This window comes from Streptomyces sp. NPDC006384 (assembly GCF_042870695.1).
In the GTDB taxonomy this organism is placed as follows: domain Bacteria; phylum Actinomycetota; class Actinomycetes; order Streptomycetales; family Streptomycetaceae; genus Streptomyces.
This window is the reverse complement of record NZ_JBIAHR010000010.1, coordinates 92,571-106,156: the sequence shown is the minus strand read 5'-3', so window position 1 is coordinate 106,156 and position 13,586 is coordinate 92,571. Positions and strand designations below refer to the sequence as shown.

The 13,586-nt window shown below is 72.7% G+C and carries 10 protein-coding genes; 6 read left to right on the top strand and 4 right to left on the bottom strand.

Features of this window, described 5'->3' with window-relative positions:
* Positions 1-227: 227 nt before the first annotated feature.
* Positions 228-869: a helix-turn-helix domain-containing protein gene (locus tag ACFYOJ_RS15860; RefSeq protein ID WP_356556790.1), complete on the top strand. Its 642-nt coding sequence runs from the start codon at positions 228-230 to the stop codon at positions 867-869.
* A 170-nt stretch (positions 870-1,039) separates the two neighbouring features.
* Positions 1,040-2,269, top strand: coding sequence for an amidohydrolase family protein (locus tag ACFYOJ_RS15855; RefSeq protein WP_356556789.1), 1,230 nt, complete (start codon positions 1,040-1,042; stop codon positions 2,267-2,269).
* A 33-nt stretch (positions 2,270-2,302) separates the two neighbouring features.
* On the opposite strand, the gene ACFYOJ_RS15850 is transcribed toward ACFYOJ_RS15855, so the two are convergent.
* Positions 2,303-4,120, bottom strand: a complete 1,818-nt coding sequence (locus ACFYOJ_RS15850; protein WP_356556788.1) for a thiamine pyrophosphate-dependent enzyme — start codon at positions 4,118-4,120, stop codon at positions 2,303-2,305.
* Between the two features lie 262 nt (positions 4,121-4,382).
* Between ACFYOJ_RS15850 and ACFYOJ_RS15845 the strand changes: the two genes are divergently transcribed.
* Positions 4,383-4,757, top strand: a complete 375-nt coding sequence (locus ACFYOJ_RS15845) for a VOC family protein (RefSeq protein ID WP_356556787.1) — start codon at positions 4,383-4,385, stop codon at positions 4,755-4,757.
* A 66-nt stretch (positions 4,758-4,823) separates the two neighbouring features.
* Here the strand turns inward: ACFYOJ_RS15845 and zwf are convergent, their stop codons facing one another.
* Positions 4,824-6,263 carry a glucose-6-phosphate dehydrogenase gene (gene zwf, locus ACFYOJ_RS15840; RefSeq protein WP_356556786.1) on the bottom strand — a complete coding sequence of 480 codons (1,440 nt, stop codon included), beginning with the start codon at positions 6,261-6,263 and terminating at the stop codon, positions 4,824-4,826.
* A gap of 54 nt (positions 6,264-6,317) precedes the next feature.
* Positions 6,318-7,766 carry a sugar porter family MFS transporter gene (locus ACFYOJ_RS15835; protein ID WP_356556785.1) on the bottom strand — a complete coding sequence of 483 codons (1,449 nt, stop codon included), beginning with the start codon at positions 7,764-7,766 and terminating at the stop codon, positions 6,318-6,320.
* Positions 7,767-8,175: 409 nt separating this feature from the next.
* Between ACFYOJ_RS15835 and ACFYOJ_RS15830 the strand changes: the two genes are divergently transcribed.
* Positions 8,176-9,258 (top strand): FUSC family protein, encoded by a 1,083-nt coding sequence (locus tag ACFYOJ_RS15830; RefSeq protein WP_356556784.1) that lies wholly within the window; start codon positions 8,176-8,178, stop codon positions 9,256-9,258.
* A 346-nt stretch (positions 9,259-9,604) separates the two neighbouring features.
* Positions 9,605-10,636 (top strand): DUF4073 domain-containing protein, encoded by a 1,032-nt coding sequence (locus ACFYOJ_RS15825; protein ID WP_356556783.1) that lies wholly within the window; start codon positions 9,605-9,607, stop codon positions 10,634-10,636.
* Between the two features lie 67 nt (positions 10,637-10,703).
* On the opposite strand, the gene ACFYOJ_RS15820 is transcribed toward ACFYOJ_RS15825, so the two are convergent.
* On the bottom strand, positions 10,704-13,139 hold the full coding sequence (locus ACFYOJ_RS15820; RefSeq protein ID WP_356556782.1) for a polysaccharide lyase 8 family protein: 2,436 nt from the start codon (positions 13,137-13,139) through the stop codon (positions 10,704-10,706).
* Between the two features lie 240 nt (positions 13,140-13,379).
* Here ACFYOJ_RS15820 and ACFYOJ_RS15815 point away from each other — a divergent pair, with 240 nt between their 5' ends.
* On the top strand, positions 13,380-13,580 hold the full coding sequence (locus ACFYOJ_RS15815; protein WP_356556781.1) for a DeoR family transcriptional regulator: 201 nt from the start codon (positions 13,380-13,382) through the stop codon (positions 13,578-13,580).
* The last annotated feature ends 6 nt before the right edge of the window (positions 13,581-13,586 follow it).

The following is a 13,586-nucleotide window of genomic DNA, read 5'->3' as shown; positions in this document are numbered from 1 at the left end:
GGCGGCGGCGCGACCTGCGACACGGAACCCGATTCGCCACCCTGTTGTCAACGGTGTTGGCAACAGAGTTTCCGGCCCGTTGGTAAGGTCGTCACCCGGCCCCCGACCGAGAAGACCGAGTCCCCATGGCGAAGAACACGGCATCCACGTCCCCGGCAGCGCCCAGGACGGGCACCGCCCGCAGGAGCGGGCCGCGCCAGCGCAGAAGCGTGCGGCGGGAAGCCGCCGTGAACGCCGCGTTCCAGCTCGCCGAGCGGGAGGGCGCGGCCGGTCTGACCATGCGCAGGCTGGCCCAGGAGCTCGACGTGGACGTCTCCGTCCTCTACCGGCTCTTCCGCGACAAGGACGAACTCGTCCTCGCCCTGTGCGAGCGGACGATCGAGATCGAACTCGACGAGATCGGTGACGTGCCCGAGGAGGAGGCCTGGCAGGACACGCTGCGCCGCATCGCCGACGTCACCTGGGCCTACCAGACCCGTTTCCCGGCCATCACCCTGCTCAGCTTCGCCCGCACCACCGGCGGTCCCGCCGAGCAGCGCATGGTGGAGCTGCTGCTCTCCGCCTTCGAACGCGCCGGTCTGCCGCCCGCCCGGGCCGTGCTCTTCTACCGCACCTTCATCGACACCGTCCTCGGCCTGTGCGCCCACTCCGCCTCGCTCGGCTCGCTCGCCCCCGAGGACCGCGAGAAGGACGACTCGGCCTGGACCCGCGTCTACTCCCGCCTGTCCGAGAGCCGGTACCCGGCGACGGCGAAGCACGCCGGCGAGCTGACCGCCGTGTCCCAGAAGGCGATCTACACGTCCGCCGTCGAGGCGATCCTCTCGGCCGCCGCACAGGCCGCGGCCGAGCACGCGCCGGCTCCCCGCTGACCCTTCGCCGGGGAATCCGCGGGCAGTGGGCACCGCACCCGTTCCGCCCCGGCTTGCCGACGGTGGCGGGCGGTGTCCTGATGGAAGTGGGGGAAGCCGTTGGTGCCGGGCGCTCCGACGGGCGGCTCGCCGTCCCGCCGACCGTACGGCCCCGTACGGAAAGGACTGCGATGACCACACTGCTGACCGGTGCCACCGTGTGGGACGGAGTGAGCGACACGCCCGCCGGGGTCCGCGACGTCCTGGTGGAGAAGGGCCGGATCTCCAGGATCGACGAGAGGATCCCGGACCCCGGCGGCGCCACGGTGATCGACCTGACCGGGCACACGGTGACCCCCGGGTTCATGGACTGCCACACCCATGTCACCGTCGACCCGTCGATCTTCCCGGTCCTGACCCGCTCGGCCACGGCGACCGCGCTGGCGGCGATCCCGGTGCTGAGGACGATGCTGCTCAACGGGTTCACCACGGTCCGGGACCTGATGACCGCCGACACCGGGTACAACACCGTCGATCTGCGCGACGCGATCGCCGCGGGACTGATCGAGGGCCCGCGCATGCTGGTGGCCCCGCACCTGATCTCCGCGCGGGGCGGGCACGGCGACTTCTCCGGTGTGCTGGACGGCCAGTACCAGGGCCGGCACCGGCTGATGGAACTGGCCTCGGCCGACGGCTGCGACGAGATCCGCAGCCGGGTCCGCACCGAGATCCGCGCCGGTGCCGACTGGATCAAGTTCGGTGCCACCGGCGGGTTCTCCAGCCCCTCCGACGATCCGGCGCAGACGACGTACAGCCAGGAGGAGATGGACGCCCTGGTCGCGACCGCCCGCGATCTGGGCCGGCACGCGACCCCGCACTGCTACGGCGACGAAGGCGTGCGCCGGGCGGTGCGCGCCGGGGTGCGCAGCATCGAGCACGGCAATCTCGCCACCGCCGAGACACTGCAGATCATGATCGACAAGGGCGTCTACCTGGTGCCGACCCAGTTCACCACCCTCGACGACGCCCGCCACGTCGACGACGACGCCTTCTGGGCGGACCAGCCCGCCGTGAAGCGCCACAAGTACAGGGTCCATCAAAAGGCCCTGCTGGACGGCGCGGACCATGTCGCGGACTCCGACGTCAAGGTCGCCTTCGGCACCGACGCCGGCATGTTCCCGCACGCGGAGAACTGGAAGGAGTTCCCCACCATGGTCTCCACCGGCATCACCCCGGTCCGCGCCCTGAGGGCCGCGACCAGTGTCGCCGCCGAGCTGCTGGAACTCGACGACCTCGGCGTGCTCGCGCCGGGCCGGAGAGCCGACGTCGTCGCCATGCCCGGCGACCCGTTCAGCGACATCGCGGTCACCGGCAGGGTCGACTTCGTGATGAAGGAGGGCGTCGTCCACAAGCGCCCGTGAGCGGGAGGCTGGCTCGGCGGCCGGTCAGCGCGGTCAGCGGTAGCGGGCGAGGTCGTCGTGGTGCTGCTGGAGGGCCGGGGAGAGGGCGACACGGCCGGGTTCGAGCAGGTTGCGGGCCATCGCCCGGGCGGCGGGCTCGCCCCGGCCGAACGCCTGGGCGATGTGCTGGGCGTGGGTGGGCTGGAGGCTCTCACCGAAGGGGGCCTCGTAGGGGTCGGTGACGCATTCGATCAGGCAGGGACCGTCGGTCGCCATCGCTTCGGCGAACACCCCGGCGGCCTGCGCGGGCTCCTCGATGCGGAAGGCGCGCAGCCCGCACGCCCGGGCGACGGCGGCGAAGTCGACGGGGTGCAGCCCGCACTCCGACTGGGGGTTGCCCAGCAGAGCGGTCTGCTCCCACACCTCCAGCGCCAGGGCGTCGTTGCGCAGGACGACCACCTTGACGGGCAGGTTGTACTGGGCGAGGGTGGCCAGCTCGCCCAGGCCCATGCTCATCGAGCCGTCGCCGGTGAAGGCGACGACCGGCCGGTCCGGGTGGGCGCACTGGGCGCCGATGGCGTAGGGCAGGGCCGAGCCCATGGTGCACAGGGTGCCGGAGAAGGAGTACTGCATTCCCCGGCGCAGCCGCAGCCGGCCGCCCCAGGCGGTGACCGTGCCGGCGTCGCCGGTGACGATCGCCCGGTCGGGGAGCGCCTTCGACAGTTCCCAGGTGACCACCTGCGGCCGCATGGGGGTGCCGGAGCTCGCGGCCTGCTCGCCGATCAGCTCCCACCACCGCCGGTAGGTCTCCTGCGCGGTGTCGAGGAACGAACGGTCGGTCTTGCGTTCCAGCAGCGGCAGCAGGCGCTCCAGCACGCCCCGGGCGTGTCCGACGAGGCCGGCCTCGACGGGGTAGCGCATGCCGATGCGGTCCGCGTTGAGGTCGATCTGCACCCCGCGGGCCTGGCCCGGCTTCGGCCAGAACTCGTAGTAGGGGGTGGAGGAGCCGACGATGAGGAACCCGTCGCAGGTCTCGAACGCCTCGTGGGAGGCGCGGGTGCCGATGAGCCCCATGCCGCCGGTCGTATAGGGGCTGTCGTCCGGTACGCAGTCCTTGCCCAGTCCGGCCTTGACGATCGGCGCCCCGAGCACGTCGGCCACCCGCTCCAGCACCTCGCCGGCCCCGCGGGCGCCCGCCCCCGCGCAGATCGCGACGCGCTCGCAGCCGTTGAGGACCTCCGCGGCGGCACGCAGCTGTTCCTCGTCGGGTACGACCGTGAAGGGCTGCGGGGCGAGCGAGAGGTGGCCGGCCACGTTCTTCGGGGACGCCGTGTCCTGTCCGAGGGTGAAGGACTGGACGTCGATGGGGACGGCCAGGTGCGAGGGCGTGCGGTTCATCATGGCGCTGCGCACGGCCAGGTCGGTGGCGGTCTGCGCGTGGGCGGGGCCCATGACGCGCTCGGAGAACAGGCAGGCGTGCTCGAGCAGCCGGTCGGAGGGGAGGTCCTGCAGGAAGTGGGCGCCGATGGTGTCGTGGTAGGACAGTCCGGTGATCGCGATCACCGGCGCGCCGTCGATCCGGGCGTCGTACAGGCCGTTGAGCAGGTGCACCGCGCCGGGGCCGGCGGTGGCCACGCACACGGCGGGCCTGCCGGTGAACTTGGCGTAGCCGACGCAGGCCAGTGCCGCGTTCTCCTCGTGCCGGACGTGGACGAACCGCATCCGCGGGTGGGTGCGCAGCGCCTCGAAGAAACCGTTGATCTGGTCACCGCAGATGCCGAAGCAGGTGTCGATGCCCCAGTCGAGCAGTCGTTCGACGATCAGGTCGGACGTCGTCCTGGCGGCCGATCCGGTAGTGGGCCTGTCGCCCATGAGGAGCCTCCCGTTCCGTGGCACGTCTCGAGGGTCCGCGCCGGTGCCGACGCGGATCCCGCTACCGGGGCGTACCCCTTCCGTCCCGGGCAGGTCGGCTCCCCCGCCGCCTTTCATCAGGTCGGCCCATCCCCCGCGTCCGCCGCCGCACGCCGTGCGGGCGGGGCCGGGCGTGTCGCCGCGCATGTCCGGCGCGGTGGCGGGTACGCCCCCTGCGGTACGGGGCGTCGCGCGAGCGGCCGAAGAGCGAGAGGTGTCGGAAGTGATCCGAAAACTGCAGGCGGTGGCGCTGGACTGCGCCGACCCGGTCCGGCTCGCCGGGTTCTACGCGGAGCTGCTCGGCGGCCGGGTGGTCCCGGACCCGGACGATCCCGACTGGGTCGAGGTGCACGGTTTTGAGGGGACCCCGCTGGCCTGCCAGCGGGTGGACGGCTACCGGCCGCCCGAATGGCCCGGGCAGGAGCGCCCGCAGCAGCTCCATCTGGATTTCGACGTGGACGACCTCGACGCCGAGGAGAAGCGGGCGCTCGCTCTCGGCGCGAGCGTGCTGGAGCGGACGGACCAGCTCCGCGCGGAGGCCAACTGGCGGGTCTACGCGGACCCGGCCGGTCATCCGTTCTGCCTCTGCCTCCACTGAGTCCGCCGGACCGCCTCCCCTCGCCCGGCTCGGTGAGGGGCGGCGGTCCGGGCGCGGCGAGGGCGTTCAGGTGGCAGGGGGCAGGTGCCGGGGGAAAAGGGTCGGGCCCAGGGGGTGCCAGCCGGAGGGGCCGGGCAGGTGCGCCGCCGGCTCCGGGCCCCATGTGCCCGGGTCGTACGGCAGCGGCGGCTCCTGCGGTGCGAGCAGCGGTTCGACGATGCGCCAGCATTCCATGATCGTCGGGTAGAAGGCGAAGGACTCCGGGTCGCCGTTCACGGCGTTCGCGAGGATCGTCTCGTAGGGCTGCTCCAGCCGGCCGGGGAGCTTTCCGTAGTCCACCCCGACCGGTGCCAGGGACGGGACTCCGTCCGCCTCGGCCTTGCGGACGAGCAGGTCCGTGCGGATGCCCATGTCCCCGTCGATCCGGAAGCGCACCAGATTCGGCGGCACCTGGCCGTGACGGCCCCGGAACAGCTCCAGCGGTGGCTGCTTCAGCTCGACCACCACCTCGGTGGCCGACACCGCCAGCGCCTTCCCGCTGCGCAGGTGGAACGGGACGCCCGCCCAGCGCCAGTTGTCCACGTACAGGGTGGTGGCCAGGTAGGTCTCGGTGCGGGAGTCCGGGGCGACGCCCGGCACGTCGAGGTAGCCGCGGTACTGGCCCCGCACCGTCACCGCCGGGTCCATCGGCCGCACCGCGTGCAGCACCCGCCATTTCTCCAGGCCCTGCGCGGTCGGGGTGGCCGTGCTGGGCGGGTCCATCGCCAGCAGTGCCAGCACCTGGAGCATGTGGTTCTGCACCACGTCCCGCAGGCAGCCGACCGCGTCGTAGAACGAGCCGCGGTCCGCGACGTCGAAGTCCTCCGCGAGACTGATCTGCACGTTGTCGACGTACGAGCGGTGCCAGACCGGTGCGAGCAGCGTGTTCGCGAAGCGCACGACCATCAGCGACTCCACCGCCGCGTTGCCGAGGAAGTGGTCCACCCGCAGCAGGTGGTCGTCGTCGAAGTACTGATGGAGTTCCGCCTGCAGGGCGCGTGCCGACGCCCGGTCGTGTCCGAACGGCTTCTCCACCACCAGCCGGGCGTTCCGGTTCAGGCCGGTGCGGCCCAGTGCCGCGGCGACCGTGGTGAACAGGCCCGGCGGGACGGCCAGGTAGTGGGTGACGAAACCGAGTCCGGTCACCTTGTCGCGCAGTTTCCCGAACGTGGCGTCGTCGGCGAGGTCGCCGGTGACGATCGACAGTCCGGCGGCGAAGCGGGCGAAGGCCTCTTCGTCGACGGCCGTGCCGGTGGCGGTGACCGCCTCACGGGCCCTGGTGCGCAGCGTCTCGTCGTCCCAGTCGACGGCGGCCACCCCGATCACCGGCACGGTCAGCCGGCCGGCGGCGCTGAGCTGGTAGAGCGCGGGCAGCAGCATCTTGCGGGCGAGGTCCCCGGAGATGCCGTACAGCACCAGGGCGTCGGAGGGTTCCAGGTCGGTCGGGGGCAGTGCGGTCTCGGTCATGTCGGTTCGGTGTTCCGTTCCGGGGGTCGGTGCCTGATGAGGGGTCGGGGGACGTCAGGTGGGGTTCGCCGTGACCGGTGGCTTTGGGTCCCGGCCGAAGCGCCGGTCCAGGTCCCGCTCGATCTCCTCCGGTCCGCGGCCCCGCGTCTCCGGCACGAAACGCGCCACGAACACGCAGGCCAGCGTGCAGATCCCGGCGAAGATCCAGAACGTCTCGCCCTGTCCCAGCACGTTCGCCAGCGGCAGGAACATGAGGCTGACGACGAAGTTGGAGATCCAGTTCACGGCGGTGGAGGCGCTGGAGCCCTCCGCGCGGACCGACGGCGGGAAGATCTCACCGATCAGCGTCCAGAACACCGGTCCCAGCCCGCCGGCGAACGCCGCGATGTAGACGACCATGAACAGCAGGGTGAGCCCCGAGGACAGCTCCGCCACGAAGGCCAGGCCCAGGAGGAACACCGACACCGCCATGACGGCCAGCGAGACCAGCACCATCGGCCGGCGTCCGGCACGGTCGACCAGTCTGAGGGCCACCAGGGTCATCACCAGGTTGATGACTCCGATCGCGACCGAGTAGAAGATCGAGTTCGAGGCGGTCAGTCCCGTCTGTTCGATGATCGTCGGCGCGTAGTAGATGATCGTGTTGATGCCGCCGAACTGCTGCACCGCCGCCAGCGTGAGTCCCACCACCAGCGCCGGGCGGACGTCCGGCGCCCACAGCCGCCGCCCCCGGTGCGACGAGGACCGCTTCGACTGCTTCGCGCGTTCGTCCGCGATACGCCGCCGGGCCTCCTCCACGACCCGGTCCGCCGTCGCGGCGTCGGTCACCGACGCGATCGCGGTCCGTGCCCGGCCGGCCTGTCCGTGCGTGATCAGCCACTGCGGCGACTCCGGCAGGAACCACAGGGCGGCGGCCAGCAGGACGACCGCGGGCACGGCGCCGCAGGCGAACATCTGCCGCCATCCGCCGCTGCCGGCGAACAGCAGGTTCACCAGGTAGGCGACCAGGATGCCCACCGTGATCATGAGCTGGTTCAGCGTCAGCAGCTGACCGCGGACCTGCTTCGGCGAGATCTCCGACAGATACACCGGCACCAGCGCGGAGGCGACGCCCACCGCGAGGCCCAGCACGACCCGCCCGGCGAGCAGCATCGCGTAGCCGGTCGCGAAGACGGCCAGTGCCGTTCCGGCCAGGAACACCGCGCCGGCCACGCCCAGCAGCCGGCGGCGGCCCCAGCGGTCCGCGAGTCTCCCCTCCGCCATCGCCCCGATCACGGAGCCGATGAGCAGCACGCTGACGACGCTGCCCTGCTCGAAGGAGTTCAGGCCGAGGTCGTCGCGGATGTACAGCAGCGCCCCCGAGACCACACCCGTATCGAAACCGAACAGGAATCCGCCCACGGCGATCGTGATCGCCCATCGTCTGATCTTCCGGAGGCCGGCCGCGGGCACTGCTGTCAACGGCCCCTGCGTCCCCGGCTCGCGGGAGTACCCCTGCACCATGTCGTGTCCTCGCGCTTCGTGTGGACATCCGGCCCGGCCGGGCCGGGTCCGCGTCAGCCGCCGCCGTCACCCCCGGCTGCCCGTGCACGGCCTCTGCGGTGCCGGCAGCCTCGCGTCGGTGCCGCATGGCCGTGCGGTGATGCATAGCCCTGCGCGCACCGCTCCTCACCGGCTCGCACGAGCCGTCGGCGGGTCGGGTGAACGGCTTGGCCCGTCCGGTCCCCGGCCCGCACGTCCGGGGATGCGGATGCGGCAGGCTTCGGGGCGGGAGATCCGTCCCCTGTCCGCGGAGGCCGGAAGGTCCCCGCGGGAGCCGGGAGCCGGAAGCCGGGAGCCGGATGCCGGGAGCCGGAGGGCCGCCGCGGAGGCCGGGACAGAAGTGCGGACGGGCACAGGACCGGAGGGCGCGATGGTCGCCGGGGCATGGCAGCGGGCGCGCGGGCAGATGTGGCCCCTCGTGCAGCAGGCGGTGGCCTGCGGTCTGTCGTGGTGGGTGGCCCGGATCCTGTTCGACCACCACGTGCCCCTGTTCGCACCGGTCTCCACGCTGGTGGCGCTCAACTCCCCCCTCGGCGGCCGGGGCAGCAACGCGGTCCGGGTGGTCATCGGCGTGGTGTGCGGTGTGCTGATCGGCCAGGCCGCCTACGAGGTGCTCGGTCACACGGCGGGATCCCTGGCAGTGGGCTGCGCCGTGTGGGCCGCCCTGCTGGTCGCCCTGGTCCTCGACGGCGAACGGGTGACCATGGCGCAGGCCGGCGTGAGCGCGGTGATCGCGGTCGCGTCCGGGAGGCTCGCCGGGATCGACCGGATCCTGGACGTGCTGGTCGGCGTCGCGGTCGCGCTGGTCTTCAGCCAGCTGTTCTTCCCCGTCCATCCGCTGAAGCTGCTGCGGCGCGCCGAGGCCGCCGCGCTGGAGGGGGTCGCCAGGATCCTGCTGCTGGCGACCCGGACGCACGGGAGCGACCCCGGGCAGCTCCTGCCGCTGGAGACCCGCTCGCTGTACCAGCTGCTGCACGATGTGGACCAGGCCCGTACCGACATGGTGAGCGTGGCCCGGCGCACGCCCCGCTGGCGTCTGCGCCGGGGCGTGGTCCAGGAGATGAGCGATGCCGCGCTGCGGCTCGGGATGCTCGGCAACAGCTGCCTCACCCTGGCCCGGCTGACCGCCGACGCCTCTGCGGACACCGTGCGGCCGTCCGGCGCCGGGCCGCGGCCGGACGCGAGCGCCAAGGCGCTCGCCGACGCGCTGGAGACGTACGCGGCGTCCCCGCCCGACGTCGCCGCGCGCCGCCGGTGCGTGCGCACCGCGCTCGCCGTCGCGGCGCGCGTCCCGCCGGCGGAGGAGACGGGGCCCGAGGCGGAGGCGGTACGGCTCGCCGTGGAGCTGACGGTGCGGGACCTGCTCGTCGTCGTCGGCGTCGCGGCCGCCGACGCGGACCGGGCCGTGCGCGAACGCGCCCCGGACGCACCCCTGACAACCGCTCACGTGTGAAGGCCGGCCGCCGTGGACCATGGCCGTGGCACCGGACGCCGCCTACGCTGTCACCCCGGCGGCGGACGGCGCCGGCCCGGCCGGGGGCTACGGGACCACCGCGGAGGATCACGACGACAACCGCACGTCGACGACCGGCGCCGGGTTCCCGGACGACGGTTCCGCCTGGCGGCCCGGGCCGGCCGGTCCGCCGCAGCGCGTACGGGCCGGATGCGGGGAGGGCGGCCGGGCCCGCACGTTCATGTCCGGTACACGGACGTGTCCTTCGCAGATGGGACGGAGTGCACCCGACGGCGTGATCTTGATCGTTCGCACACCCGCACGCTTCACGGACACGGAGTCGCAGATGGACCGCAGATCTCTCCTCGCCGCCGCGGCCGGCGGCACCCTGGTGACCGCCGCCGGCACCGCACAGGCGCACGCCGCTCCGGCCGCCGCGCCCGAGGCCCTCGCACAGCGGCCGCACGGGCGGGACGTCGTACGGTTCAACGTCATCAGCGACATCCAGGGAGACCTGCGCGACTTCGGCCGGGCCCTGGACGACATGGCGGCCGTCAACCCGCGCAGCGCGGGGCTCGCCGTCGCCGGTGACATCACACCGCGCGGCTACGACTTCGAGTACGCCGAGGTCACCGCCGAACTGCGGCGCCACTCCCACCCCTCGCAGGTGGCCTGGGCGATCGGCAACCACGAGTTCTACGTGCCGAAGTGGCGCGACCCGGACACCCTGTCCCAGGAGACCTGGCCCAACGGCACCACCGAGGAATCCCTCTTCCGCAGCTTCTACCGCTTCGCCCGGCGCGGCCGTGTGTACGAGGAGAGGTCCTTCGGCGGCGTCCCCGTCCTCACCCTCGGCACCGAGCGCTACTCGCACTACCACGACGCGAAGCTCTGGGACGAGGTGTGGATCAGCGACGAGCAGTTCGCGTGGCTGGAGGACCGTCTGTGGTACTGGTCGCGCCGCCGCAGGCCGGTCATGGTGATCACCCACCACCCGCTGCCCAACACGGTCTCCGGCACCCGCAACAAGCTCTACACGGGCGACTACCTGCAGGCCGACCGTCTCCTGGGCCTGCTCGGCCGCCACCCCGACGTCTTCCTCTTCTCCGGCCACACCCACTGGGACCTGGACCTCTCCGACTGGGTGGTGCGCCGTGTCGTGCCCGGCACGGCGAACCTCAGCGGGTTCACCGTCGTCAACACCGGGGCCATCCAGACCGGTTACCGGGACGACGGCAAGGGCGGCGAGGTCGCCGTCGGCGGTGCCTTCAACCAGGGCCTCCAGGTCGAGGTGGACCGCGACAGCGTCGTGATCAAGGCCCGCGACTTCGCGCGCGGCGCCTGGCTGAAGGAGATCACCGTGCCGCTGGCACGCTGAGGCCCCGACGCGCCGGGCGGTCCTCGGCGGTACGGCCCCACCGGGCCCCCGGGCGGCGGCTCCGCCGTCAGCCCAGGGTGAGCGTCGCCCTGTGCGTGGCGCCCAGGGTGCCGGGGGTGATGCGCAGTTTCACCGCCGCGCCGGTGGACAGCACCTGGACGGTGGGGTCCTTCGAGGTGACCGCCGAGACCGCCCGGTTCCAGGTGAGGTCGATGGCCGCCCCGTCCCGCAGCGGCCCGGAGACGCACACCGTGGCCGTGGCCCCCGAGACCCGGATCATCACGGCGGCGGGGGCGCCGGCCGTCACGTCGCCCACCGTGCCCGCGAACCAGAAGTTGACGCCGGTGAAGCCCAGCGACGGTACGAAGACCCCTTGCTGGTTGTCGGTGTTGGCGAGGACGCACAGCCAGCCGGGGTCGGCGGCGCGGGCCGCGGTCCGCGCGGCGGAGGCGCCGGGCATCAGGACGTACGCGTAGCCGGCGGCGGTCGGGTCGGTGCCGTGGGCGAACCACAGGGTCAGGTAACGGCGGGTGATCGCGTCGGTGGTGCCGCCGGTGTTGATGCGGGACCAGGAGCCGGTGCGCGCCTCGCGCAGCGCCCTGAGCGGGGCGCCGCCCGGGAAGACGTAGCCGCCGTGGCCGTCGATGTGCGCCCACCCGGCCGCGCCGAAGGCGGCGGTCCAGCCGAGGGTGCCGGGCTGCGCGGTGCCGTCGACGGTGAGCGTGTGCGTACCGCTGTCGCCGAGGTTGCGGTTGTCGACGACCGACTCGACGCCGGCGCCGTCGCGGCAGTGGATGCCGGCGCCGAGGCAGACGATCGCGTCGTCGAGGAAGAACCAGGACTTCTTCGCCCGCAGCGTGGAGGACAGTCCCTTGAGGTACTGGCCGACCGCGGCGAAGGTGCCGTCGGTGGTGCCGCCGACCCAGCGCACGTCGGGCCGGGGTGCGCCCCAGGCGCCGCCCTCGCCGTCGGCGAGGGGCTTCCTCGAGGCGGTGGTGCCGGGCAGCCGGTAGGGGTCGACGGTGGGCCAGAAGCTGTCGCTGTACTGGTCGTTCGCGAAGTCCCCGCCCCACCAGTAGAGCATTCCGGAGCCGCTGTGCCAGGCGCGCAGGTTCTCGCCGTTGCCGTTCTCGTAGAAGGTGATGCGGTTCGAGGCCATGGAGACGTTCGCGGCCCAGCCGGGGCGGCGGTGGACCGCCCTGTCCATGCCGGGGAAGAGCCTGTGTCCGGTGGGCTCCGGCACGGCCGCCGCGCCGCCGTCGGCCACCGCCTTGAGGCGGGCGAGCTGGGCCACGCTCAGCAGCGGGTCGCCGAGGACCGGGCTGACCGAGTCGCGGGCGATCCAGCCCTTGACCATGCCCTCCCAGCGGGTTCTCTCCGTGTCCGAGGCGCTCCGGGCCAGCAGCGCGACGGCCGCGATGATGCCGTGACCGCGCAGGTGGTCGTCCTGGCGGATCCTGCGGGTGTCGCCCTTCTGCACGCCTCGGCTGGGGGCGCGGCCGGAGACGCTGTCCATGGCCAGGCCGTTGAAGAGGAAGGGCGCGTACGCCTTCTCGACCGAGTCGAGGACGATCTGGCGGTTCGGGTCGGTGATCTCCCAGTCGGATCCCCTCAGCAGGGCGAGGAGGAGGGAGAGCCCGCCGAGCATGACCGCGCCGTAGGAGCCCGCGTACGGCACGTGGGTGTGCTGGATGAACGAGCCGTCCGCGTACAGTCCGTCGCCCGAGGTGACGTACGGGAAGACCGGCGAGAGCGCGTCGCGGGCGAGGGCGAGCTTGGCGGGGTTCTTCCCGACGACGCCGCGCAGGGCGAGGACACGGCACAGGTCGACGCGGTTGGCGCCGGTGGAGGTGCCCGTGTAGGAGGCGACGGCGCTGTCGGGCACGAAGTGGTCGATAGCGGCGACGTGGTCCGCGATCCGCGTGGCGCCGAGGTCGTCGTAAAGGTGCGCGCAGATGTCGAGGAGGGCCTGCGGGATGCCGATCTGCCAGTCGTACCAGTTGCCGTACCGGGTCCGGCCCGCGTGGTACGCCTCGTCGTGGAGCCGGTCGAGGCCGGCCAGGATCTCGGTCAGCAGGGTGCGGTTCCCGGTGAGTCCGGTGCCGGGCTGGACGTACGCCTCGGTGAGGGTGCGCAGCCGCTGGTGGCTCACGGCCAGGTGGCCCGAGTACGCGTAGGACTCGGGGTCGGTGTCCGGGTCGGGGTCGGTGTAGGGCAGGTCGGGCCACAGCGATCCGGTGGTGGGGGCCATGGCCGAGCGCAGGGCGGTCGCGGTGGTGCCGAGGGCGGCGAGCTTGCCCCGGTACGGTTCGGCGGCGGCGTCGAAGCCCGAGCCGAGGGTCAGGTCGCGCCACCGGGAGCGGAGGGTGTCGTACGCGTCGGCCGCGACGGCGTCCGGGGCGGCGAGCGCGGTCAGGGAGGCGGCGGTCGTGGCGGCCGCGAGTGCGCGCAGCAGGGCGCGGCGGGACGGGAAGGCGGGGCCGGCGGCAGGTGTGGGGGGCACGGGGGAGGTACCTCCGGGGGAAGAGGGGACGCGTCGTCGCATCCGGTCCGGGCGGGGCGTCGGGGGGACGCCGGTCACGGGAATCGCGCTCGGTGGTGGGTTTTTCGCACAAACGAAAGACAACGTCAACACTTCGCTCATTAACACAGAAAATTGATCGTACGTTCAGAACCGTTCACGAACGATCCGTCGGTCACTACACTCCGGCTCAGGCCGGAACCGGGAGAGGGGACACTCCGCATGCACGCCGGGGAAAGGCACCGGGCGATACTGCGCCGGCTGCGTGAGCACGGCTCGCTGCGGGTCGCGGACCTCGCCGATGAGCTGAGCGTGTCGGCCGTCGCCGTCCGCCGCGACGTGGCGGCGCCGGCCGGTCCGCCGGGGCCCGGCCACCGGCTGTCCGTCCTGTCCGAACCGCGCGTCAGGGACTCCACCGCCTGACGCCGG

Excerpts from the sequence above, each read along its gene's own strand:
- zwf (WP_356556786.1), bottom strand. The coding sequence starts at position 6,263 with ATGACCGAGACCGCACTGCCCCCGACCGACCTGGAACCCTCCGACGCC.
- ACFYOJ_RS15815 (WP_356556781.1), top strand. The coding sequence starts at position 13,380 with ATGCACGCCGGGGAAAGGCACCGGGCGATACTGCGCCGGCTGCGTGAG.
- ACFYOJ_RS15825 (WP_356556783.1), top strand. The coding sequence starts at position 9,605 with ATGGACCGCAGATCTCTCCTCGCCGCCGCGGCCGGCGGCACCCTGGTG.
- ACFYOJ_RS15835 (WP_356556785.1), bottom strand. The coding sequence starts at position 7,766 with ATGGTGCAGGGGTACTCCCGCGAGCCGGGGACGCAGGGGCCGTTGACA.
- ACFYOJ_RS15850 (WP_356556788.1), bottom strand. The coding sequence starts at position 4,120 with ATGGGCGACAGGCCCACTACCGGATCGGCCGCCAGGACGACGTCCGAC.
- ACFYOJ_RS15830 (WP_356556784.1), top strand. The coding sequence starts at position 8,176 with ATGGTCGCCGGGGCATGGCAGCGGGCGCGCGGGCAGATGTGGCCCCTC.
- ACFYOJ_RS15855 (WP_356556789.1), top strand. The coding sequence starts at position 1,040 with ATGACCACACTGCTGACCGGTGCCACCGTGTGGGACGGAGTGAGCGAC.